Origin of the sequence: Legionella parisiensis (assembly GCF_001467945.1) — a bacterium.
Taxonomy (GTDB): Bacteria; Pseudomonadota; Gammaproteobacteria; order Legionellales; family Legionellaceae; genus Legionella; species Legionella parisiensis.
Genome location: NZ_LNYQ01000013.1, coordinates 1504371 through 1527724, shown reverse-complemented (window position 1 = coordinate 1527724; position 23354 = coordinate 1504371). Strand labels below are relative to the sequence as shown.

The window sequence follows — 23354 nt, the reverse complement described above, 5'->3', positions numbered from 1 at the left end:
ATCCTATTTTTTACCTTGTCCCTGTTCTTTATCTTGTTTTTTATTCTGATCAAGATAAGCTTCAGCTCCGATAGAAATATTTACTTTATCGCTTATTGAAGGTAAGAATGCATTGATTCCGAAATCGGAACGATTTATAGAACCTGTGGCTGTAAAACCGATTGACATTTTATTACTAATTAGATTCATTCCCACTTTATTCAAGGTAACCTGCAACACTACTGGCTTACTTACTCCGCGCAAGGTTAAAATACCATCAACTGTTGCTTTATTATCGCCCTGTGGAGTTACTTTATTGCTAACAAAAGTTGCTGTGGGATAACGCTCAGCATTAAAAAACAATTTACTTTTTAGATGTTTATCCAGTTCGGGAATACCCGTAATCATATCTCTAACATCAATTGTCGCATTGACTTTACTTTGACTTGGATTATCTTTGTCAAGAACCAACTGTCCCGTTGCATACCATTTGCCAAATTGAGTTGAAAAACCCAAGTGGTCAGCACTCCATAATACATAAGTATGATTTTTATCCAAAATGTATGTTTCAGGCGCAGCGCATGCTGGAGCAGAAAAACTAATTGCGATAAGTAATGACGAAACCCAGTTTCCTAGAATTTGCTTCATGATTAATTTCCTTATTTTTAAAATCAGTTTACAAAAAGGTTATTTTAAATTTTTATTCAGGTTTGAGACTACCACCAACAATCCGATCACATAATCCTTTAGGTAACAAAATAAAGGCGTCTTTTTGTTTGTCCTTAGTAGCAGAAGACGCGCATGAAGCAGTAGCCGTAGCACAGTCATTCATGCCTTTTTTAGAAATTCCGTAACATTTTTCAGTTGTGGCAGTAGTATCATTGTCTGCTGCTGAACTTCCTGTTGCAACAAGAACAAAAAAAGCAGTCATTACTGATTGCATCAACTTATCTCGTGTAAACATTTGTTTTTCCCTTACATTAAATGAATTCTTCTTTAAAATACAATAGAGTTACTTAAACAACAAGTGATAAGATAATAGCCAATATTAATGCTTAGTCAAAGAAAAAATCAATCGCTGAAAGGTCGCTTGCAAATGGTACTTTTGCCAAAAGAGGAGAAGTAAGCTTCTGACTTAATGTAGCAATATTAGCTGATAACTCTTGCATATTTGGATCAATACAATTGGCAATCCATCCCACACACTGAATATTATTTGTTCGCAAAGCAGTTTCTGTCAGTAAGGCATGATTAATACAGCCTAATTTCATCCCAACAACTAGAATAACAGGTATCTTGGTAATCTGCAGAAAATCAATCCAGGTTTCATGGTTATTTAAGGGTACCATTAATCCTCCAGCACCCTCAATAAACAATTTTTCTATCCCATCTAATTGCAAATTAAGGCAATAATCTGCAATTTCGCAAACAGATAAACAGACCCCTTCGCGATGTGCAGCAATATGGGGTGATACAGGCAGCTTAAATCGCCAAGGATTTATTACATCCAGACTGATATTATTTTTTTGCAAGTTTTGTGCATCACTGCTAACCAGCTTATTTTCTATTTCCATGCATCCACTTGCTACCGGTTTAATGGCAACTGCTGAAGAAAAATAATTTATTAAGCACGATGTTATATAGGTTTTACCGCAATCAGTATCAGTTCCCGTGATAAAAAAACGCTTCATTTAATGAATCCTCGTAGTTCTTCAATAAATAAATCCATATGAGATAAAAATGGCATATGTGCGGCTCGTTTGAATAATACATAATGAAAATCAGGATATGATAGTTTCATGAAATTCATCGTTTTAATCGGAACGATGGGATCAAGCCTACCAAAGATAAAACACGAAGGTTTATCAAACTGTTTTAATTTCTCACGTAAATCCCAGGTTTCTAAAATTTTAAGACCTAATTCCAAACCTTCTTGCGATGGAAGCTTATCAGGCAGATGAAACTGATTATCATTACGGGACAATCCATTAAGCACCAAAAATTCTTTTAGCGTTGCATGAGGTTCTTCTAATAGATTTTTATAAAACTTTTTAAAAACATCATGAGAAACACCTGGCCACAGATCAGAGTTTAAAAATCGCGGCGATGAAGTTATGTTAACAAGGTAATCTACTCTACCAGGTTCCTCTACTGCCAGACGCATAGCATATAACCCACCCATAGACCAACCGATTATAGCAAATCGATCAGGTAAGTGCTCTACTAAGAGTTCTTTAAAAGATTCCCAATCCATGACTGGACTGTGGCCAAATCCAGGTAAATCTACCAATATCAGCTGATAATCCTCAAAAAGTTTAGGTACTAAAGTTAACCAGATCTGACAATCAAATCCCCATCCATGAAAGAAAACAAGAGGGAATCCTTTTCCATAACTATGAATGTTTATTTTCATAAATTACACTTAACTTATCAAATAGCTCATGAATCTGCTCGGGTGTATGATTATAATTCAAAATAACACGCAACCCCGATGCTTTGATACTCACTGTAGGCTTTCTTATCGCACAACAACTAAAACCACGTCTTTTTAGCTCGCGAGCATAGTATAAAGCCAAATGCGGACATCCTAATTGAAGCTGTTGAATTGGACTAATTGAATCAGTCCAATTTAGCGGTGATTGTTTAACATAAGATCTAAATAGAGCAATCAGTTGTGTTAATTTCAATCGTCGCTCTTCAGCATTTACAACAATCTCCAAGGTATTCAATAGGCCATAACTTAAAGCCGGACTTACAGCAGTTGAATAAATAACAGAACGCCCTGCTTGTAATAATGCATTAATCCAGTCTGCTTTTCCTGCAACAAGCGCTCCTTGAGCCGCATAAGCTTTTCCTAATGGAATAATTCGTAACGGCACTTCATTTTGAGTTAATCCATGATAGGCTGTTGCTCCTTTTCCCTGGCTGCCTAAAATCCCAAAAGAATGAGCCTCGTCTACGATCAGCGCATTTTGACTTAAATTGCAAAGAGAAGAAAATTCTGTCAATGGAGCCAATTGGCCACTCATACTAAAAATACCTTCGGTGATTAAGGCTGAACTTTCAAAAAAATTTGGGGTTAACTTACGGCTTAAGTCATCTAAATTATTATGCAAATAACGAGTATAGTTAACCTGCGACAAAGCTAACCCATCATAAATTGAAGCATGTATTTCCTTATCAATAAAACAATGGACTTTTAATTTGCCAAGTAACGCTGTAACTGCAAGATTTGCTGCATAGCCTGAAGAAAATAAAATACAGTCATCAGCACCTAATAAATTGGCGAATGCTTCTTCAACAGCACGGTGATTGGCGTGATAACCACTCAGCAACATAGATGCGCCACTCCCACTTGGGAATAAGGTATATCCACGTTGATATCCTTCAGAAATACGTTTATCTCGAGTTAGAGATAGATAATCATTACTGTCAAAATGAATTAAAGATGAATTTTCAGCTGTCACAAATCTATTTCTTAATAAGCCTTCTTGTGTCAGCTGATTTGTATAATCTCTAATTTTATTGCTTAGAGTCATTTAGGCCATCTCGGTTAAACCGAGTTTGTCAAACAGGACCTTATCCTTAGTCCTCTGTGGATTCTCTTCCGTTAAAAGTTTATCACCCAACCATGCAGAATTCGCTCCAGCATAAAAACATAGAGCTTGTAGCTCATCACTCATTCCAACTCTGCCAGCTGATAGCCGAATCATACTTTGTGGCATTAGTATTCGCGCAGTTGCAATGGTTCTGACTAACTCAATCCCTTCCACTTCTGCTGCTTTTGCAAGAGGAGTTCCTTCAACTGGGATTAGACGATTTATAGGAACACTTTCTGGAGGTGTTTCCATATTTGCCAAAGTTAATAAGAATTCAATTCGGTCCTCTCGGGTTTCACCCAAACCTAGAATACCACCACAACATACGTTAATTCCGGCTGATCGAACATTATCCAATGTATCTAAACGATCGCTGAACTTACGTGTCGTGACTACTTTTTCATAGTAAGAAGGGGATGTGTCTATATTATGATTATAATAATCCAAGCCAGCTTCTTTTAAAGAAACGGCTTGTTCTTGATTCAGCATTCCTAAAGTCATACAGGTTTCTAATCCTAGTGCCTTAACTCCTTGGATCATTTCTTTCAACTCAGCCATAACCTTATCGGGTGGACAACGCCACGCAGCTCCCATACAAAATCGCTGTGCCCCCCCCTCTTTGGCTTCCTTGGCACGTTTCAAGACATCCTCTACAGACATCAATTTTTCTTTTTCAACATGAGTCTTATAATGACCGCTTTGCGAACAATATCCACAATCTTCAGGGCAAGCCCCGGTTTTAATACTTAGTAAAGAAGCGAATTGCAAAGAATTTGGTTGATGATTTGCTCTATGTATCGTAGAGGCTTGATGCAATAAATCATTAAAAGGTTGTTCATAAATTGCTGTAATTTCAGAAACAGACCAATGTTTCTTATCTTGAGTCACTACAGTACCTCCAAATTTAAGATGTAAAAAGTAGCCTAATTGTTCAAAAGAAAATTAGATACATTTTATAAATCCACGTTTTATTTAATTAACGGACATGATAAAGTTCCCTTCCATCTTGTCAACCAAAATTTTTAAAATGGTCAACACATACCAATTAATCAGTCGGGATTTGAAACATTTTTGGCATCCCTGTACCCAAATGAAAGACTTTGAAACATGCCCTCCCTTGATTATTGAAAAAGCTCAAGGAAGTTATCTTTATACTGATAAAGGTCCGTTAATTGATGCCATTTCCAGCTGGTGGTGTAAATCATTAGGTCATGGACATCCTGCAGTTATTGCAGCGGTAAAAGATCAGTTGGATTGCTTTGAACATGTCATTACCGCAAATACTACGCACCCGGCTCTTGTTGAGTTGGCAGAAGAGTTAGCTAAAATCACTAAAAAACAACACGTTTTTTTTGCGAGTGATGGCTCAAGTGCTGTTGAAATTGCGATGAAATTGGCAATCCATGCCAATCAAATTAAGGGTACAGAAAAAAATCAGTTTATTGCGCTTAAAAATGGATATCATGGAGAAACACTAGGTACAATGAGTGTTAGTGATTTGGGGCTGTATAAAGCGCCATATACATCATTTGGTCCGACCTGCCATTACATACAAAATATTCCTTACATTTCCGGGAAAGAAGATTCTTTATGGCACAATTGTGATTCATATTGGTCCACTGTAGAAAAAGAATTAGAAGCATTTAGTGATAAAGTCTGCGCTATTATTGTTGAGCCATTGATTCAAGGAGCAGGAGGAATGTTGTGTTATAGTCCTGATTTTCTCAAAAGGTTATCATCCTGGGCTCAAAGTAAAAATATTTACCTTATTGCCGATGAAATAATGACAGGGATGGGGCGAACGGGTAAATGGTTAGCTTCGAATCATGCAGAAATTGAACCGGATTTGATTTGTTTATCCAAAGGATTAACCTCTGGCTCTGTTCCTCTAAGTTGTGTGATGATTGACAACTCTATTTTCGATCTGTTTTATTCCGATTATGAAACGGGTAACTCCTTCTTACACTCACATACCTATAGTGGAAACCCACTGGCGGTCAGCGCTGCATTAGCAACAATCCGCGCTATGTATCAAGAAAGAATCATTGAACACGCACAAAACTTAGGTGAATACATGCTTTCCACTTTAACTGAGGTTGCACAACTATCAGATAAATTAAGCAACGTACGCGGAATTGGGGCAGTTGTAGCTGCCGATCTAGAAGATGCAGGACAGCAGCGAATAGGTAATAAGGTTTATCAGCACGCATTAAACCATGGAGCCTTAATTAGGCCTATAGGAAATACGCTTTATTGGCTGCCCCCATTGAATACAGATTATGAGGTAATTGGGAAATTAGCGGAAATAACACTACACTCTATAAAGGGAGCCTATGCAATGCCTTAATCATGCGAAAAATATTCAGCACCATGACATTTTATTTCTACAAACGATTCAAATTATTCTGGATATTTTTCACCATTTTTTTACTAATTATATTTTCTTATATTACTTGGCATAATAAGGTTAAAAGCTCTTCTACTTTGGTTACTGAACTAAGCAATAAACTCGCATATAACCTTGATAACTTTATTAATGATACTCTTTTGGATTTGCAGCAAATCCCTCCCTATCAGAAGGAAAACCTGACATGTGAAGTTAACTTTCTTCCTTTTCTTCAATACATCACTATCAACCATGCACAAATTTCTGGTTTGGCAATTCACGATAAAAAACATCAAATTATATGCTCTACCCTGCCACATAACCAGACTTTTCTCTTAAGTCATAATATACAGCAAACAATTATAGGCCCATTAAAAATACCGATGTTTAATCATCCAGTTTTTGCAATCCAAAAAAAAATTGGTGATTATCAGGTAGAAATAATTATTATGATATCAACACTTGAAAATATACTGGATGTTCCGGAAAGTAACCAGCACATAATCACCTTATATGACACCAACCAGAAAAAAGAAATTATCCAAATAAGGAAAATAAAAGAGCCCTCTTGGATAGATAAAATGTTTCTTGATTCATCATTTCCCTTTAAAAAAATATTTGCTACAACAAGATTAAATAGCCTTAATGGTGTTTTACTTACAGTTACAGAACCTGATCAAACACTAATTAGCAATCTTTGGCATAACCAAATCTTAGTAATGCTTTATGTTTTAGTGCTCTCGCTTTTTTCATACTTTTTAATTAGGAGTCTATTTAATAGGTATTATTCTTTGCATGGAGCAATGAAGCAAGCTATTAGGAGCAGACAATTTTACCCCGTTTATCAACCGTTATTTGATACCAAAAATAATGTCTATTCTGGTGCTGAGGTTCTCCTAAGATGGCAGGATAATCAAGATGAAATCATTATGCCCGATCTTTTTATAGAAGAAGCGGAAAACACAGGCTTAATTGTTCCAATAACATTACAAATTATTGAAACAGCATTTAAAGAAACTAAGAGTATCTTAAAGACTAAACCTACCTTCTATTTATCATTTAACATTTGTGCGCTACATTTCACTGATGATAATTTTTTTCCTAAGTTTTATAAACTCGTGCGACACTATTCTATTTCACCGAGCCAAATATTATTAGAAATAACAGAACGCTACCTACTCGATATGAATAATGAAATTTATATAGACAGAATGCAAGAACTAAGAGATGTGGGATATTCATTAGCTATAGACGATTATGGGACAGGACACTCTAGTATCAGCTACTTGCAATATTATCCTTTTAATTATCTTAAAATCGATAAAATATTCATTCATGCTATAGGCGCAAAAGCCATCACCGAAACATTAAACGACGCAATCATTCATTTAGCAAAAAAAATTAATTTAGCTATTATTGCAGAAGGTGTAGAAACAAGAGAGCAACTAGATTATTTATTACAAAACGAAGTTCAATTTCTTCAAGGCTGGTATTTCTCAAAAGCCCTACATATTGAACAGTTAATGGAATTGCTTAAGGGGAAAAAAAATGAATAAGTACATTGGAAGTTGTTTTTTGCTTGTTATAGGTATTTCGTCTTCAAGTTTTGCTCAGCCAATAGAAAATTTAGGAGGTAATTATTGGCAATGTTCAACAAGTGATATAACCCATACAAAATGGGATGCACATAGTGCTTATCAAAAAATGGCTTTAAATATTTCTTATGCTGCATGTAAAAAAAATAGCAAGGCACCAGCCACCTGCAAGGTATCCATAGAAAGTTGTATAAAATTCGTCAATGGCGTAAATGTTATGCCCATGTGGCGATGTACTGCTTTTGATAGAGAAGCATTGCACTGGAGAAGTAATCTCTATCCAAATCGTGAAGACGCAGCATTGGCTGCATTAGCATATTGTAAACACAAAAGTCCTGTTCCTTATACGTGTTCCATTAATGTAGTAACATGCATTAATAAAAATGAGATTTAAAAGTATGGTTTATTGCGTTGGATTAACAGGTGATATAGCAAGTGGGAAAACTACAGTTGCTCATCTTTTTTCAGAACTAGGTATTGAGGTAATTCATGCTGATAAAATATCAAGAGAAATTACTGAAAAAGATAAAGCAGCATACAAAAAAATTGTAGCGCATTATGGCTTTAAAGTTCTTAAAGATGATGGTGAACTGAATCGTAACAAACTTAGGGAAATAATATTTTCCAATCATGAAGAGCGGGACTGGCTTGAGCGACTCTTACATCCGCTTATCCGTAAAGAGATAAAAAGACGAGTTGATGCAAGTACAACTCCTTATTGCATGGTAGAAATACCTTTGCTGATTACAAAAAAAGCTTACCCTTATATCAATCAAATTTTGCTTATTAGTGCGCCAAGGGATATACAAGTATCACGATTAATGCAACGCGATCAATGCAGCAAAGACCAGGCACAGGCTATTTTATCCATTCAACCTGATACCCATCTGCGTTTACAAAATGCAGATGATATCATTGTTAACAATATGGAAATTGCTGAATTGACCAGGAATGTAAGTGATTTACATTATAAATATCTTCGAAAATCAAAAAATTTATAATAGATATTTTTACTTAAAAAACTGTTGAGCAAAATATTTTGGCTTTACTACAAGGAATTGAGTAATAAATGAAATTGATCACCTTAAATTTATGGGGGGGCCGCTTAAGGAACCCTTTATTAAAATTCATCGATAAATATCGTGATATCGATATATTTTGCTTACAAGAGGTATATTGCAATGCTCATCGAACTGTCACTGAAGAAGATAAAGAGCTTAGTCTAAATATTTTTTCTGATCTGCAACAACTTCTTCCTAATCATTTTCCTATTTTTAAACCTGCCATTGAAAATATTTATGGAATTGCGATGTTATTGAAAAATAATATAGATATCTTAGGCGAAGGAGATATAAATATTCATCAAAAACAACATTATCCAGGAATAGGATTAAATCATCCCAGAGATTTACAATGGGTAGAATGTGAGTTTGATAAAAAAATTTACTCAATTCTTAATGTTCATGGGCTCTGGAATGGGCAAGGTAAAAAAGATACTCCTGAAAGAATCAATCAGTCACTACGTATCCGTCATTTCATGGATACTATCAATACGTCTAAAATATTATGTGGTGATTTTAACTTAAGACCCGACACAGAAAGTATGCACATTATTGATCAAGGAATGAATAATTTAGTAAAAAGTAACAATATCAACTCAACAAGAACTCGTTACTATAAAAAAGAAGAAAAATTTGCGGATTATATCCTAACTTCCCCAGACGTTGTTGTTAATAAATTCGCTGTTCTCTGTGATGAGGTCTCAGATCATGCTCCATTATACCTTGATTTCAATTAAAGGCAGAACCCTATCACTGAAGGGATTTTGCTAATTAGTTATAAAAGTATAGGCGGACTAACATAGATCCTGCCAAGCCATCTAAAAAAGTAGAGCGCCCTCATGCATCCTTGAAGCGTCGCAAACAATATTATAACCGTATGCAGTTAATACTGTTTAGGTTCATTACAGAGTAAATAATCCTGCACCATTGCAATAACATTACGATTTGCTTCTGGGAAATACTCCGGATTTAGTTCATGCTGATAAACCCATTTCATTGCCAATTGTCCTTCCAAACATAAAGGCTCTCCAGCATACTGACTTACAAGAAAAATAATTAATTTTACTGATTTATCAGAGTATTGATGTTTTACTTCACCGAGCAATTTGTAATGTCGGACTTCTATTCCAATTTCTTCTTTAATTTCGCGAATCAATGCAGATTCTGAAGGTTCATTTACCTCCAATTTACCTCCAGGAAACTCCCAACATCCTCCATGAGGAAGATGCAAAGGGCGTTGGGTAATTAAGATACGTTGTTGCTCATCAATAATAACTGCTACGGCAACTGAGATGTTCACGCCAAACTTCCATGGCAAGCTTTATACTTTTTACCTGAACCACACGGGCATGGATCATTCCGACCAATTTTTTTCTCGTGTCGTCTATAGGTTTGAGTCGCAGCCTCCTCATTCTGTTCATCAGCATAATCACCATGTTGCAAGCTCATCTTACTAACTTGGTCAGCTCGTCGTTGCTCTTCAATTGCATTAACGTCTTCTTCTGTTTGAATTTCTACTGAAGAAACTAAACGAACAACATCATACTTTAAATTATCAAGCATGGAAGTAAACAAAGTGAACGCTTCCTTTTTATACTCTTGCTTTGGATCTTTTTGTGCATAACCACGCAAATGGATTCCTTGACGCAATTGATCCATTGCTGCCAAGTGTTCACGCCATTGATTGTCCAAAGTTTGCAAAATAACGGATTTTTCAAACTGCGACATTGTAGCTCTGCCTGCTTGCTTGACTTTTTCATCATATTTCCGTGCAGCAAGATCAAGAATTTTTTCTTTAATTTGTTCTGGCTGAATATGATGATCTTCTTCAATCCACTCGATTACAGGGGCTTTAAGTTTGAATTCATCAGTTAAAATATCACTTAAAGATTTTGGATCCCACTGATCTTCCAAGCTTTGGGGAGGAATATAAGTATCAACAAGATTCGATATCACTTCCTCTCGCATTATATTTAACATTTCCTCAGTATCCGCCATTTCCATAATTGAAGCGCGTTGAGTATAAATGACTTGTCTTTGATCATTAGCTACGTTGTCATAATCCAAAAGCTGCTTTCGTACATCAAAATGATGCCCCTCAAGCTTACGTTGAGCATTCTCAATTGCTTTGGTTACCAGACTATGCTCAATAGGTTCTCCAGGTTTCATTCCTAAACGGCGCATCATCGATGCAACACGTTCAGACGCAAATATACGCATTAAATTATCTTCAAGAGATAAGTAGAAGCGACTACTTCCCACATCCCCCTGACGGCCTGAGCGTCCTCGTAGCTGATTATCAATTCGACGGGATTCATGACGTTCAGAACCAATAATTCTCAATCCACCGGCTGCAATGACTTCATCATGACGCTTTTGCCACAACTGTTTTGCCGCATCTATTTCTTCAGCACTCGCATTTTCACCTAATTGCGCCAAATCTGCAGATAAACTTCCACCCAGAACAATATCAGTTCCTCGACCAGCCATATTTGTAGCAATAGTTACCGTACCAGGACGGCCTGCTTCAGCAATAATTTGTGCTTCCTTTTCATGAAATTTAGCATTAAGCACTTGATGTTTAATATTTTCTTTTTTAAGAAATTGGCTTAAAAATTCAGATGCTTCAATCGAAACAGTACCCACAAGCACAGGTTGCTTACGAGCAATACATTCACGAATATCTTCTATAACTGCTTGAAATTTATCTTTTTGAGTTAAATATACCAGATCAGGTTCATCTTTTCGTACCATAGGCTTATTTGTAGGAATTACTACCACATCAAGATTATAAATTTGCTGCAACTCATAAGCTTCAGTATCTGCTGTTCCAGTCATTCCTGATAATTTATTATACATTCGAAAGAAATTCTGGAATGTTATTGAAGCAAGAGTTTGGTTTTCATTTTGAATAGAAGCCCCTTCCTTTGCTTCAACAGCTTGATGTAATCCTTCAGACCATCTTCGGCCAGGCATTGTTCGACCAGTATGCTCATCGACGATAATAACTTGTCCATCCTTAACAATATAATCCACATCACGATGAAACATGGCATGAGCTTTTAATGCTGCATTCACATGATGCATGAGCATAATATTGCTGGCATGATATAAGCTCTCACCTTGATCCAGCAGTTTTGCTTTAACCAATAATTCTTCTATATGTTGATGACCTGCATCAGTAAGATGTGCCTGTTTTTGCTTTTCATCGATAGTATAATCCCCTTCGCCACCCTCTTCTTCTTGTTTCTTCAAATGGGGAATCAATGAATTAATTTTAATGTAAAGCTCAGAGCTATCTTCTGCTGCACCAGATATAATCAGAGGAGTACGGGCTTCATCAATAAGAATCGAATCCACTTCGTCCACGATAGCGAAGTTCAACTCTCTTTGCACTTTATCTTCAAGGCTAAATGCCATATTATCGCGTAAATAATCAAAACCATATTCGTTGTTTGTTCCATAAACGATATCACACCGATAAGCCTCCTGTTTTGCAGCATGCGACATATCAGGAAAAATTACACCCACAGTCAATCCCAAAAATTCAAATATAGGACTCATCCATTGGCTATCACGTTTTGCAAGATAATCATTCACAGTAACAACATGTACACCACGTCCAGTAATTGCATTCAAATATGCGGGTAAAGTCGCAACCAATGTTTTACCTTCCCCTGTACGCATTTCCGCAATATTACCTTCATGCAAAACCATTCCACCTATTAATTGCACATCGAAATGACGCAAACCTAAAGTACGTACGGATACTTCCCTAACTGTAGCAAAAGCCTCTGCTAACATTTCATCAAGGCTTTCTCCTTCTGCAAAACGTGCTTTAAAATGCTGGGTTTTTGCAGCTAACTCGGCATCAGTTAATGCTTGCATTTGGGACTCAAATGCATTAATTGCAACTACTGCCTTTTCCATACGCCGCAAAGTGCGCTCATTTCGGCTTCCAAACATTTTCTTAATCAACGTATTCAGCATGGCCTACATAATCCTCTGGAGATTTCAAATAACAAATTGGTTAATGTACTAAAATTTGGGGAAAAATACTATGAATACCTTTTAATTTAAGTGAATCTTCATGATATAACTAAGTGAAAAAAGAGGTTTCTGACAAATCAGACAACTCCAATATTATTTTCCGCAATTTCTTCTCATATTATACAATATTTTGGAAATGGGTTGCTGAAATAGATTACTCAATTTGGAAATATTGATATCGAAATTCCAAACTAAGTAGGAAAAGATGATTGCATCTGGAATTCATAAAGTCTCTGCATTCAATTCTACCTCGTGCAAATATTCACTTAATTCCTGCAATAAAGAACTATTTTTTGTTTGCAAAACGAGCATCAATTTTTTTTTCCATAGACTTGCGCCAGGTAATCCAAAGGCCAAATTAAATATAGGCTTAATCAGTAAACTAAGAGAAACCCCCTTATTATATTCTTCGAATAAATAATTCAAATAGAGATTAAAGACCTGGCTTCGAGTTTTCATTTGAGCTTCGGGATAGAGTGCTTGATGTATTACTGCAATTTGGAACGGATTATCACATGCCAAACGACCAAGCATCACACCTTCAACATGGCGTAGATGCTCTTTAATTTCCTTTTTATTCAAGATATTACCATTGATCACTACCGGGATATTAGGAATTTCGTCCTTAAGGCGATAAACATAATCGTAGTTAACCGGTGGAATTGTTCGATTTTGTTTGGGATTTAAACCGTTCAACCAAGCTTTACGTGCATGAACAATAATTTTTTGGACTCCAGCCTCAAGTAATTGATGTACGAAATCACTAAAGAAATTATAACTGTCTTGATGATCTATGCCTATCCTGGTTTTTGCTGTAATTGGCGTAGTCGTTGCTTGCCGCATGGCCTTAATACACGCAGCGACATGTTTCGGCTCTTTCATTAAACACGCACCAAAACGTCCAGCCTGGACTTTATCACTAGGGCAACCAAGATTAATATTTACCTCATCGAATCCTTCTTGTTCTGCACGTTGAGCACAATGTGCTAATGCAACAGGATCTGACCCTCCAAGCTGAAGTGCTATAGGGTGTTCTTTTATATTAAATTGCAAAGAACGCAAAGGATTATTATGTATCGCTCCAGTGGTTTGCATTTCTGTGTAGACAAGTGCATGCGGCGCCAAAATACGCATAAAAATCCGAAAATGACTATAAGTCCAATCAATCATGGGAGCAATAGACAAAGGTGAATGCAGGATATTTGACATAATTGCTTCAATTAAAAAGAAACAATTATAACCCGAACTAAAAAAAAGTGTACAAAATATAACTAAAAATTCATGGGCGATTTAAAATTTCTTCTGCATGGCGAGGCTTCTCCCTGAGAGATCTTTTTTTAACAAACTTTTCCGCATCCTACGTACCCTGGCTTTATGCGCAGTATCCAGACCGATGCTTCGAGTTCAACTTTAAAAACAAGATCTAGTAAAGCGCAGCAGGTGTGGTGGTTCACCGGTACGTAGGAAATCGAAGGATCAATCTTGGCTTCTCCGTGTACGCAGAGGAACGATTAAAATCATTAGCTTAATGATTTACAATGAGTACATCACAATACTGTATTCAAATTACTCTTGATTTACCGCATTCATTGCTTGGATAAGTAATTGCAGCCGTGTTCGCCCCTGATAAAAATTGATATCCAACTTATATGCCGCATGCACGTATTTAGCTCTATAGTTCGGCCAAGATTTTAAATCGACATTAAAGGCGATCGCATCCACTTGTTGATTACCTTGTGTTGTCATCAAAGTCATTTTTAAATGATTTTTCCCTACTATGCGTTGATCCAATATTTCAAAAACATTATCAAAAACAGGCTCAACGAATTGCTGCCCCCATGGACCTGCCTGTTGTATTAATTGAGCGATTTCAAGGCTAAACTCTTCAGGCTGTAATGGGCCATCGGTCAGTAATTCTCCTTCGCATTGAGAAAAATCAATATGCTTGTTCACTTCATAAACTAATGCCTCACGGAAGGTTTCAAGAGCATTTGGATGAATGCTCAGACCCGCTGCCATGGCATGGCCACCAAATTTGCAGATCAGTCCCGGATGATCCTTATCTATTGCTGCCAATACATCGCGAATATTTAAATCTGGAACCGAACGGGCAGAACCTTTCAATTCATCATCGCTCACTTCAGCAAAAGCAATCACCGGTCGATGATAACGCTCTTTCATTCGCCCTGCTAAAATTCCAATGACTCCTTGATGCCATGTTTTATCAAAAAGGCATAATGCAATAGGTAAATGATTTCTATTATAATCAGTACTAAGCGCAAGCTTTTCCAGTGCTTGCATTGCCTGCTCTTTCATTTCCGTTTCAATTTGCTTTCTTTCTTCGTTTAATTCATCTAATTGCTGACAATAATTTCTAGCTTGCTCTTGATCCTCTGTAATTAAACATTCTATACCCAAAGCCATATCGTCCAATCTTCCCGCAGCATTAAGCCTTGGTGCAATAGCAAATCCCAAATCCGACTCTCTGAGTCGTGCACACTCACGCCCAGATATTTCAACCAAAGCTTTAATACCTACGCGACAAAGACCTTGCCTCATTCTTGCCAGGCCTTGATTCACCATAATACGGTTATTTTGATCCAGTCCCACAACATCAGCTACAGTGCCCAAAGCAACTAAATCCAAAAAACTCGCCATATTGGGCTCAACGATGTTCATCTCACAAAACCAATTCGAGTTTACCAAATGTCTACGTAGAGCAAGCATGACATAAAAAATCACGCCAACTCCAGCAATCGATTTACTGGGAAATTTACAGTCTGACTGGTTCGGATTCACTATAGCACATGCATTAGGAAGCGTTTCGGCCGGTAAGTGATGATCAGTGATTAAGACATCAATATTTAATTGGTTGGCCTTTTCCACACCTTCAATACTAGCAATCCCGTTATCTACAGTAATTATCAGCCTGGGTTTCCATTTGCTGGCTACATCAACTATTTGTGGTGTTAAACCATAACCAAACTCAAAACGGTTAGGGACTAAATAGTCGATAAATTGTGCTCCCATAGCGCGTAAAGCAGTTACAGCAAGTGCTGTTGATGTCGCTCCATCTGCATCAAAATCGCCAATAACCAAAATCCTATGTTGTTCACGTAATGCTGTCTCCAAGCGAATGCATGCTTTATCTATTCCTTTTAAGCTATCAAAGGGTAATAAAGTCTGGAGTTGTTTATCTAATTGAGAAGGCTCAGTAATTCCTCTGCTTGCGAATATCCGCCTTAGCACATCAGGCATATTAGGTAAATTGAGCGTGTGGATTGGTTGAGAACGTTGTTTAATAAGCATGTATTAATTTTCTCCACAAACGGGAGTACCAGCTATTAGCACTCGTAGAGTAAGCCAGATTATTCCAATACCAATGAACAGACATTTTTTTTAGTTCTTCTTGTTGCGATTCACTGAGCATAGAAAATTCGGTGAGCAATAAAATCTGATAATCCTTAAGCGTTATTGCTGAGTTATATAAAGTAACTTGAGTACTGCACATTTGTGCTAATGAATAAAATTGCTTATCAGCACAAATATTGATTGGTCTTTTATCTTTAATTGTCGCATCCCCCCAAACCCATAAACCATTGGCCATGGATGGATTGGGTTTGGATGCAAAAAGCATTTGACTTTCAGTAATAAATTTTTGCCAATGCATCGTCTTATCAAGCTGAGTTAATTCCGGCAATAATGATTGATGCAACAAGCGGTAAGGAGGCTTTGCATTTACAGATAAATTTTTATGATTGCTTAGTAACCATGTTTCCGCATCATGATAGTAAAGAGCTGTACCTTCTTCTCCCAGATACTGCGAGAATATATCAAACCAAAATTTAGACTCATGTTGTTCTAGTTGCAGATTTTTTCCCAAAGCCACAATCATTGCATCATTGTGTGTTGCCTCCCAATGAACTGGGGTCAACACAAGCCATTTCCCTTCTAAACTGTGATACCTCTTTAGTAAATCAGCAACAGGCGGGTTCTCAGGATTGTAGCCAAGACTCAGCAAAAAATTGAGTAATGCACTCCCTTCTGAATTGAGTGGCTTAGCTCTTTCGGGAATGGAACTGCACTCTGAGTCAATCACAACACGCATGTTTGTTCGGCCTTAATCAATCCATCTCTGCGAAATAATGATTTTAAATTTCTTAATGCCTGTCGTGTGCGATCTTTGTTTTCAATTAAACCAAAACGAACATAACTATCACCTTGTTGGCCAAAACCTATTCCTGGCGATACAGCGATATGAGCTTCTTTTAATAAATACTTACTGAACTCAAGTGATCCCATATGTTGATAATGAGAAGGGATAGGTGCCCAAACGAACATGGTTGCTTTGGGTCGAGTAACCTCCCAACCAATCTCATTTAAACCATCACAAAGAACATTACGCCTTTTTTCATAAAGCGTTCTAATCTCTTGTACACACTCATCTGGACCATCTAATGCAGCAATTGCTGCAACTTGAATTGGTGTGAATGTACCGTAATCTAAATAAGATTTAATCCGGGTAAGCGCTGCAACCAACTCTTCATTTCCACAAGCAAAACCAACTCGCCATCCTGGCATATTATACGATTTAGACATTGAATAAGTTTCAATTGCTACCTCTGTAGCTCCTGGTACTTGAAGTATTGAAGGAGCCTTATATCCATCAAATACAATATCAGCATATGCCAAGTCATGGATTACCCAAATTTCATGTTTTTTTGCCAACTCAATAACTTGTTCAAAAAAAGAATAATCTACACAATGAGTACTTGGATTTGCAGGAAAATTAATTACCAACGCTTTCGGTTTAGGCCAGCTGCGATTAATTGTATCTTCTACAGAAGCTAAAAATTGAGTTTCATTAATAAGTGGAATTTGTTTTACATTAGCACCAGAGATAATAAATCCATACGTATGAATAGGATAAGCTGGATCAGGGACTAAAATTGTATCCCCAGGCCCGCTTATAGCTAGTGCCAGATGTGCCAGCCCCTCTTTTGACCCTATGGTAGCTAATATCTGTGTTTCACTATTTAACTGTACATCATAGTTACGTTGATACCATGAGGCCATAGATCTTCTAAGTCTTGGGATTCCTTTGGACATAGAATATCGATGAGTATCGGGTCTTTGAACTGCTTCAATCAACTTATTGACAATATGTGGCGGTGTTGGTTGGTCTGGATTTCCCATGCCGAAATCAATTATATCTTCTCCCCGTGCTCGCGCTTCGGTTTTTAATTGGGTTAACGTGTTAAAAACATAAGGGGGTAAGCGATTTATACGCGGAAATTGACTCATAATATTGACCTCTGTAGTATACTTACAGCCACGTATCATTCATTGAAAACACTCTAAACCATGAATATCAATTTAGAATCAGCAGAACCACATGTAGTGCAAGCTTATAGTGATAACAAAATTCAGATTAATTCCATTGTCTATGAAAACAGTTTAATTGTTTCTAAAACAGAAATCATTAGTGATCTGTCAATTAACGATATTCATGAAATTGACGAGCACTACATGAGCTTATTAACGCAATTTAAACCGGAAATTATCATCATTGGTCATGAACATACCGGAAAACTCCTACCTCTGTCAATTATGAAGCAGCTTGCTGAGCAACGAATAGGTATAGAATGCATGTCTATAGGCGCAGCATGTCGAACTTACAATGTTTTATTGAACGAGCATCGTGCTGTTGTTGCAGGATTTATTTTTAAATAAAGAGGTAGTGAGGCACAGTGGAGTGGAACACGTGTCACTTGGTTGTAGCTCCAACGGTAATTAAAGCTGTCTTCTTGCTTCAAGAACATTAGGGATTTGCTCTAATTTCGCCAGTAAGCGCGAGAGACTACTCAGGCCATCAACATCTACAGTTAAAGTGATATACGCCATATTTTCGTGTTTATTGCTCTGAGTTTGGAATGCATATACGTGTGCTTTTTCATTAGCAAGCAGCGAGGTGATGTCCTTTAGAAGTTCAGAACGGTCAAACGCTTTGATTAAAATATCTACCACATAGTTTTCACGTGTCGCACTTCCCCAAGTGACCTGCAGAAAACGTTGTTTTTGTCTTTCGTTCGCATGAATGATATTAGGACAATCTTGACGATGTACGGATACACCACGACCTATAGTAATATAGCCAATAACAGAATCGCCAGGGACTGGTTGACAACATCGCGCCATAAAAGTTAGTAAATTACCCACTCCTTCAATACGCAAATCACTTCCGGTAACTTCTGGTTTTGCCTGAGGTCTGACGAATCGCTCAAGATTAAGTTCTGATGTAGTTGGCGGAGTGAGTTTGCTAATAATTTGGCCTATTTTAATATCACCACGTCCAAGATTTGCATAAAGATCATCAAGCTTTTTGAAATGTAGTGCTGTAGCTGCCTCATTTAGTTTATCGGATTTTATCCCCAACGATTTTAATTCTTTGTCTAATATTTCGCGGCCATCTTGAATGTTCCGATCATAATCCTGCATTTTAAACCAATGCAAAACCTTGGCCTTGGCACGAGATGTTTTAAGATAATTTAAATGGGGGTTAATCCAGTCACGGGATGGTTTACTTTCCTTTCCAGCTAAAACCTCTACTCGATCTCCCGTTTTTAATTGATAAGTTAGGGGAACGATATGGCCATTTATACGTGCACCACGACATCGATGCCCTAGATCACTATGTACGTGATAAGCAAAATCCAAAGGAGTTACACCATGGGGTAAATCGAGGACATCTCCATCTGGAGTAAAAACATACACTCTGTCTTCGAGAAACTCGGTGGTAGTGCTTTCTGGAACCCCCTTATTACTTGCCATTTCACGATGCCAAGCCAATACATCGCGTAGCCATTCTATTTTTCGCTCATGGCTTTGTTTCTGTTTGAAACCTCCTTCTTTATATTTCCAATGGGCTGCAACTCCCATTTCAGCCAAATCATGCATATGAAATGTTCGAATTTGCACCTCAAAAGCTCTACCCTCCGGGCCTTTGACTGCAGTATGTAGTGATTGATATCCATTCGCCTTAGGATTAATAATATAATCATCAAATTCAGCAGGAATTTGTTTCCAAAGTGTATGTACCATGCCTAAGACTTCATAACATTGAGGCTGAGTATTAACAAGGACACGTACCGCAGTGGCATCATATATTTCATCGAGTGACACATTCTTTCGGGTCATTTTTTTATAGATACTGTGGATGTGTTTCGAACGTCCATAAACAGCAAAGTGATCGATCCCACTTGCTTTAATCTGCTCATTCATCTGAGCAACAATTGCGTTAACAAAACTATCTCGTTCTAATCGCTTTGCTTTCAGACCTTTGGCAATCTCTTTATACTCTTCAGGATGCAAATGCCGAAAAGCTAAATCTTCCATTTCCCATTTAATGGCCCCGATACCCAATCTGTTAGCCAATGGTGCATAGATTTCCATCGCCTCAGTCGCCAGTTGTTTGCGTAACTCATCAGATAAATGTCCTGCCGTTCTTAAAACACATAGGCGTTCAGCAAGTTTAATCAACACGACACGAACATCATCCACCATGGCCAACAACATTTTACGAAGATTATCAATTTGTTGTTTATTTTGTGGGTATTTATTTAATCCCTGAAAACTGTGCATTGCGCTCATGCGTTCTATGCCTTTGACTAATTTCGCAATATTGGGACCTAATTGCTCCGCAACATCATCAATGGATAAATCGGCATAGTGCACGTTTTCAAAAATAATTGCCGCCGCAAGCGTTTCCTGATCCACTTCAAGATCTGCGAGCAAATCAGCCATAGACAAACCTTGTTGCAGACACGATTGGCCAGTTTCTGTAGCATGTTCTTGCCCAGCAAGCTGACTTAAAGTGCATGCACTGCGAATGAGTTCAAGATTATCCAAATAACCCTTTGCGCCTAGTTGATGGAGCCATAAATCAACATCAATGCTTCCGTCTTCACACAATGGAATAGTATCTTTTACTCGAACCATGAGCTTTATCCTTTTTCAAACAACGCAATCGACTCTACGTGAGCAGTATGAGGAAACATGTCCATTACGCCTGCCTTTATTAATGTATAGCCTTTTTGATTGACCAAAATATCTGTATCACGAGCTAATGTTATGGGATTACATGATACGTAAACAATACGCTCTGGGTTAAGCGCATCAATTTGCTTCACAATTTCCAAGGCTCCTGAGCGAGGAGGGTCAATTAGTACTTTGTTGCAAGATTGCTGAACCAACTTCTTGACTTCATTCACATCATCCAAGTTTGCAGCATAAAAATCCACATTCTGAATATGATTCAGTTGCGCATTCATGTATGCTCTCTCAACCATAGTTTTACTGCCTTCCACCCCAAGTACCTTGGTGCAAAACTTAGCCATTGGGAGTGAAAAATTACCCAGCCCACAGAATAAGTCTAGCACTATATCAGTACTTTTTAAGTCCATTAGCTGTATGGCCTGTGATACCATAGAGCGATTCAATGCAGAATTAACTTGGGTAAAATCTGTTGGATGAAAGAAAAAGGTAATTTGATAATCTGGTAATTTATAAGAGAGATACTCACTTGATTTAGATGGGTAAAAACAAAATACAGTATCAGGAGAACCTGGCTGCAGGAAAATTTTATATTGATATTGTTCAGCAAATTCTTTGATTTTTAATTCATCATCAAGGTTTAAGGGAGTCAAATTTCTGAAAATCAGAGCAATCTCATCATCCCCTGCTGCAACCTCAATTTGCGCAATACAATGTTTGTCTTGCATTGAGTCAATCAGTCGCCTTAAAGGAATGATATCGGCATCAAGTTTTGCGTTTAAAACCGGGCATTGAGTGATCTCGGTAATGTAGCGCGGATTACTACGCTCTCTAAACCCTACCATAGCGCTTTGTTTTTTCTCCACATAGCGTACGCTTAATCGCGCTTTGTTCCGGTAATTCCAGTATCCTGAACTTAAAGGTGGCAACACAACTTGTGGTTGAGCATGACCATATCGCGACAATAAATCTAGTAATTGATCTTGTTTAAAAAGAATTTGCTGTTCTTCGCTTACATGTTGTAATGAGCAGCCACCACACATTGAATAATGAGGGCACTTTGCCTCCGCCCTTATAGATGACGGTGCAAGCACTTTAAGTAAGAGCCCCTCATCAAAATCTTTTTTTATTCTGGTATATTGGAACTCAATTTGTTCACCAGGCAAAGCCCCTTGGATAAAAGTAGCTTTACCATTAATACGAGCTATTCCTTTTCCATCATGGCTTAAATTATCAATTTGAGCAGTTTGCGTCACAGAATTCGGTTTTGATTTTGCTCTTCTCATGAAAATGTTCTCAACAAATAAATCATTTAGTCAACTTCAATTCCTGTAGCAATCGTTATGCGAAAGATTGCATTTTTCAAGATGTTAGAGTACCACAGACGATTTATATTTGTCATGGTGATATGTTGCTACAATGCTCAAGATGAGCATATTAATTACATAAATTACAAATATTTTTACGGAACTGGCGAGTATCTGAAGAATAAATAGTACGATTGAACCAAAAGTTGGAAATGGAAACAGCCTCTAATAAACTCTAAATATTAAACTGTGCATTTTATAGAAGCTACTTCAATACGAGTACTCAAAGTTAATGTAAGAGTAGAATACCCCTAAGAATCTGTTGACGTCCGTAGCTCAATTTTTCCCAATTTAAATTGTTTATTTGATTTATTAGTTTTTTGCCCCCTCCTGGAGATAGAAACGTTATTAAAGATAATAAGTTCAGCTGTTTGCGATTCTGTAAAAAATAGAAATTTATTTTTCCATAATTTTTTATATAGATCCCAAATAAAATTTATACAAAAGATAATAAATTCTTAATTTGTAGTTACTAAAATAGGTATTGCATCAGTCAACAATTAATAAATTATGGAATCAAAAATACTTATTTCTCTTAAGCCAAAGGCAAAACAAGAACGTCAATCAGAAAGAATGTTTCAAGAGAGAGCATCTTCTCTTTACAATTATTTTTCCTATGACCAGCAACAAGAAGCCAAAATTAAAGTGGATTCTAATGGGCTTTTATAATGTAAAAAATGAGTTGCTCAATGGTTTATTCCTATATGTGGTTTTGTCCAACGAGCAAATTATTTATGTAGAAGATAATGGAAAATTCTTTCATTCAGCTCTTGCGAATGGAAAGAAAGTATTGGCTGCTGGTAAACTAGAGTTGGAAGAAGGTGTGTTAATCAAAATAAGCAATGAAAGTGGTCATTACATGCCCACTGACGAAGAAATGCGATATATGCTAAGTAAATTTCTTAGCTTATCCCAAAATGCTAATCTCGTTTATGAAAGTCATTGCCGTGCGATTGAAGGGGTTATCCAACAACTCCAGGTATCTGATTTTTTAAAATATACTCCCTCTATTATCAACGAGGTAGAAGTAAATAAATATACAACCTCTGAGATTGATGATGATCATTATGAAACAGTTGGAATAAGATCGCGATATGCACGCAAACCAAAGTTAAAAATTGATATTGATAACAGAATAAATACAGATGCGAGTTTTAGTAATCGTTTGTTCCAACCTTCTCCTCAATCGCTAAATCAGAGCAATAAGAACAAAGAGGAGAAAGAGATAAACTGCTGCCAAAAGTACTGTACCATTATCTAAGCTA

The 23354-nt window shown here is 37.1% G+C and carries 22 protein-coding genes; 8 read left to right on the top strand and 14 right to left on the bottom strand.

Features of this window, described 5'->3' with window-relative positions; all coding sequences use genetic code 11:
- Nucleotides 1–3 precede the first annotated feature (3 nt).
- The 6 genes from Lpar_RS12870 to bioB form a co-directional block, all read right to left on the bottom strand.
- The gene (locus tag Lpar_RS12870) at nt 4–627 is read right to left on the bottom strand and encodes a YceI family protein (RefSeq protein WP_058518302.1); all 624 of its coding nucleotides are present in this window, start codon (nt 625–627) and stop codon (nt 4–6) included.
- Between the two features lie 52 nt (nt 628–679).
- The gene (locus tag Lpar_RS12865; RefSeq protein ID WP_058518301.1) at nt 680–943 is read right to left on the bottom strand and encodes a BufA1 family periplasmic bufferin-type metallophore; all 264 of its coding nucleotides are present in this window, start codon (nt 941–943) and stop codon (nt 680–682) included.
- A gap of 91 nt (nt 944–1034) precedes the next feature.
- The gene (bioD, locus tag Lpar_RS12860) at nt 1035–1670 is read right to left on the bottom strand and encodes a dethiobiotin synthase (protein ID WP_058518300.1); all 636 of its coding nucleotides are present in this window, start codon (nt 1668–1670) and stop codon (nt 1035–1037) included.
- Nucleotides 1667–2392: an alpha/beta fold hydrolase gene (locus Lpar_RS12855; protein ID WP_058518299.1), complete on the bottom strand. Its 726-nt coding sequence runs from the start codon at nt 2390–2392 to the stop codon at nt 1667–1669. Before Lpar_RS12855 ends, bioD begins: the two co-directional genes overlap by 4 nt.
- A complete protein-coding gene (locus Lpar_RS12850) occupies nt 2373–3518 on the bottom strand; it encodes an aminotransferase class I/II-fold pyridoxal phosphate-dependent enzyme (RefSeq protein ID WP_058518298.1) in 1146 nt (381 codons plus the stop codon). Before Lpar_RS12850 ends, Lpar_RS12855 begins: the two co-directional genes overlap by 20 nt.
- Nucleotides 3519–4466, bottom strand: a complete 948-nt coding sequence (gene bioB / locus Lpar_RS12845; RefSeq protein WP_058518297.1) for a biotin synthase BioB — start codon at nt 4464–4466, stop codon at nt 3519–3521.
- A 139-nt stretch (nt 4467–4605) separates the two neighbouring features.
- Between bioB and bioA the strand changes: the two genes are divergently transcribed.
- The 5 genes from bioA to Lpar_RS12820 all read left to right on the top strand — a co-directional run bounded on the left by bioA (nt 4606) and on the right by Lpar_RS12820 (nt 9357).
- On the top strand, nt 4606–5925 hold the full coding sequence (gene bioA / locus Lpar_RS12840) for an adenosylmethionine--8-amino-7-oxononanoate transaminase (RefSeq protein ID WP_058519273.1): 1320 nt from the start codon (nt 4606–4608) through the stop codon (nt 5923–5925).
- A gap of 488 nt (nt 5926–6413) precedes the next feature.
- Nucleotides 6414–7520, top strand: a complete 1107-nt coding sequence (locus Lpar_RS12835; RefSeq protein ID WP_237759411.1) for an EAL domain-containing protein — start codon at nt 6414–6416, stop codon at nt 7518–7520.
- Nucleotides 7513–7953, top strand: a complete 441-nt coding sequence (locus Lpar_RS12830) for a hypothetical protein (RefSeq protein ID WP_058518295.1) — start codon at nt 7513–7515, stop codon at nt 7951–7953. Before Lpar_RS12835 ends, Lpar_RS12830 begins: the two co-directional genes overlap by 8 nt.
- Before the next feature lie 4 nt (nt 7954–7957).
- Nucleotides 7958–8560, top strand: coding sequence for a dephospho-CoA kinase (gene coaE, locus Lpar_RS12825; RefSeq protein WP_058518294.1), 603 nt, complete (start codon nt 7958–7960; stop codon nt 8558–8560).
- Nucleotides 8561–8628: 68 nt separating this feature from the next.
- Nucleotides 8629–9357, top strand: a complete 729-nt coding sequence (locus tag Lpar_RS12820) for an endonuclease/exonuclease/phosphatase family protein (RefSeq protein ID WP_058518293.1) — start codon at nt 8629–8631, stop codon at nt 9355–9357.
- A 146-nt stretch (nt 9358–9503) separates the two neighbouring features.
- Here Lpar_RS12820 and mutT read toward each other — a convergent pair whose 3' ends face one another.
- The 6 genes from mutT to alaC all read right to left on the bottom strand — a co-directional run bounded on the left by mutT (nt 9504) and on the right by alaC (nt 17974).
- Nucleotides 9504–9920 (bottom strand): 8-oxo-dGTP diphosphatase MutT, encoded by a 417-nt coding sequence (gene mutT / locus Lpar_RS12815; protein WP_058518292.1) that lies wholly within the window; start codon nt 9918–9920, stop codon nt 9504–9506.
- Entirely contained in the window at nt 9917–12610 is a 2694-nt protein-coding gene (secA, locus tag Lpar_RS12810; RefSeq protein ID WP_058518291.1) for a preprotein translocase subunit SecA, read from the bottom strand. The genes mutT and secA overlap by 4 nt, the downstream gene beginning before the upstream one ends.
- 282 nt (nt 12611–12892) lie before the next feature.
- Complete coding sequence (gene dusA, locus Lpar_RS12805) at nt 12893–13879, bottom strand: tRNA dihydrouridine(20/20a) synthase DusA (protein WP_082650385.1); 987 nt, start codon at nt 13877–13879, stop codon at nt 12893–12895.
- A gap of 357 nt (nt 13880–14236) precedes the next feature.
- The gene (gene recJ / locus Lpar_RS12800) at nt 14237–15979 is read right to left on the bottom strand and encodes a single-stranded-DNA-specific exonuclease RecJ (RefSeq protein ID WP_058518290.1); all 1743 of its coding nucleotides are present in this window, start codon (nt 15977–15979) and stop codon (nt 14237–14239) included.
- Nucleotides 15969–16778 (bottom strand): hypothetical protein, encoded by an 810-nt coding sequence (locus tag Lpar_RS12795; RefSeq protein WP_058518289.1) that lies wholly within the window; start codon nt 16776–16778, stop codon nt 15969–15971. Before Lpar_RS12795 ends, recJ begins: the two co-directional genes overlap by 11 nt.
- On the bottom strand, nt 16766–17974 hold the full coding sequence (alaC, locus tag Lpar_RS12790) for an alanine transaminase (RefSeq protein WP_058518288.1): 1209 nt from the start codon (nt 17972–17974) through the stop codon (nt 16766–16768). Before alaC ends, Lpar_RS12795 begins: the two co-directional genes overlap by 13 nt.
- A gap of 60 nt (nt 17975–18034) precedes the next feature.
- On the opposite strand from alaC, the gene Lpar_RS12785 reads away from it, so the two are divergent.
- Nucleotides 18035–18403 carry an Mth938-like domain-containing protein gene (locus Lpar_RS12785; protein WP_058518287.1) on the top strand — a complete coding sequence of 123 codons (369 nt, stop codon included), beginning with the start codon at nt 18035–18037 and terminating at the stop codon, nt 18401–18403.
- Nucleotides 18404–18463: 60 nt separating this feature from the next.
- Here the strand turns inward: Lpar_RS12785 and relA are convergent, their stop codons facing one another.
- Entirely contained in the window at nt 18464–20668 is a 2205-nt protein-coding gene (gene relA, locus Lpar_RS12780) for a GTP diphosphokinase (protein WP_058518286.1), read from the bottom strand.
- Nucleotides 20669–20673: 5 nt separating this feature from the next.
- Nucleotides 20674–22008: a 23S rRNA (uracil(1939)-C(5))-methyltransferase RlmD gene (rlmD, locus tag Lpar_RS12775; protein ID WP_058518285.1), complete on the bottom strand. Its 1335-nt coding sequence runs from the start codon at nt 22006–22008 to the stop codon at nt 20674–20676.
- Nucleotides 22009–22599: 591 nt separating this feature from the next.
- On the opposite strand from rlmD, the gene Lpar_RS18885 reads away from it, so the two are divergent.
- Both Lpar_RS18885 and Lpar_RS12770 read left to right on the top strand, forming a co-directional pair.
- Nucleotides 22600–22758 (top strand): hypothetical protein, encoded by a 159-nt coding sequence (locus tag Lpar_RS18885; protein WP_156416205.1) that lies wholly within the window; start codon nt 22600–22602, stop codon nt 22756–22758.
- Complete coding sequence (locus tag Lpar_RS12770; RefSeq protein WP_058518284.1) at nt 22745–23350, top strand: hypothetical protein; 606 nt, start codon at nt 22745–22747, stop codon at nt 23348–23350. The genes Lpar_RS18885 and Lpar_RS12770 overlap by 14 nt, the downstream gene beginning before the upstream one ends.
- Nucleotides 23351–23354: the final 4 nt, after the last annotated feature.

Excerpts from the sequence above, each read along its gene's own strand:
- Lpar_RS12870 (WP_058518302.1), bottom strand. The coding sequence starts at position 627 with ATGAAGCAAATTCTAGGAAACTGGGTTTCGTCATTACTTATCGCAATT.
- Lpar_RS12865 (WP_058518301.1), bottom strand. The coding sequence starts at position 943 with ATGTTTACACGAGATAAGTTGATGCAATCAGTAATGACTGCTTTTTTT.
- bioD (WP_058518300.1), bottom strand. The coding sequence starts at position 1,670 with ATGAAGCGTTTTTTTATCACGGGAACTGATACTGATTGCGGTAAAACC.
- Lpar_RS12855 (WP_058518299.1), bottom strand. The coding sequence starts at position 2,392 with ATGAAAATAAACATTCATAGTTATGGAAAAGGATTCCCTCTTGTTTTC.
- Lpar_RS12850 (WP_058518298.1), bottom strand. The coding sequence starts at position 3,518 with ATGACTCTAAGCAATAAAATTAGAGATTATACAAATCAGCTGACACAA.
- bioA (WP_058519273.1), top strand. The coding sequence starts at position 4,606 with ATGGTCAACACATACCAATTAATCAGTCGGGATTTGAAACATTTTTGG.
- Lpar_RS12835 (WP_237759411.1), top strand. The coding sequence starts at position 6,414 with ATGATATCAACACTTGAAAATATACTGGATGTTCCGGAAAGTAACCAG.
- Lpar_RS12830 (WP_058518295.1), top strand. The coding sequence starts at position 7,513 with ATGAATAAGTACATTGGAAGTTGTTTTTTGCTTGTTATAGGTATTTCG.
- coaE (WP_058518294.1), top strand. The coding sequence starts at position 7,958 with ATGGTTTATTGCGTTGGATTAACAGGTGATATAGCAAGTGGGAAAACT.
- Lpar_RS12820 (WP_058518293.1), top strand. The coding sequence starts at position 8,629 with ATGAAATTGATCACCTTAAATTTATGGGGGGGCCGCTTAAGGAACCCT.
- secA (WP_058518291.1), bottom strand. The coding sequence starts at position 12,610 with ATGCTGAATACGTTGATTAAGAAAATGTTTGGAAGCCGAAATGAGCGC.
- dusA (WP_082650385.1), bottom strand. The coding sequence starts at position 13,879 with ATGTCAAATATCCTGCATTCACCTTTGTCTATTGCTCCCATGATTGAT.
- recJ (WP_058518290.1), bottom strand. The coding sequence starts at position 15,979 with ATGCTTATTAAACAACGTTCTCAACCAATCCACACGCTCAATTTACCT.
- Lpar_RS12795 (WP_058518289.1), bottom strand. The coding sequence starts at position 16,778 with ATGCGTGTTGTGATTGACTCAGAGTGCAGTTCCATTCCCGAAAGAGCT.
- alaC (WP_058518288.1), bottom strand. The coding sequence starts at position 17,974 with ATGAGTCAATTTCCGCGTATAAATCGCTTACCCCCTTATGTTTTTAAC.
- Lpar_RS12785 (WP_058518287.1), top strand. The coding sequence starts at position 18,035 with ATGAATATCAATTTAGAATCAGCAGAACCACATGTAGTGCAAGCTTAT.
- relA (WP_058518286.1), bottom strand. The coding sequence starts at position 20,668 with ATGGTTCGAGTAAAAGATACTATTCCATTGTGTGAAGACGGAAGCATT.
- rlmD (WP_058518285.1), bottom strand. The coding sequence starts at position 22,008 with ATGAGAAGAGCAAAATCAAAACCGAATTCTGTGACGCAAACTGCTCAA.
- Lpar_RS18885 (WP_156416205.1), top strand. The coding sequence starts at position 22,600 with ATGGAATCAAAAATACTTATTTCTCTTAAGCCAAAGGCAAAACAAGAA.
- Lpar_RS12770 (WP_058518284.1), top strand. The coding sequence starts at position 22,745 with ATGGGCTTTTATAATGTAAAAAATGAGTTGCTCAATGGTTTATTCCTA.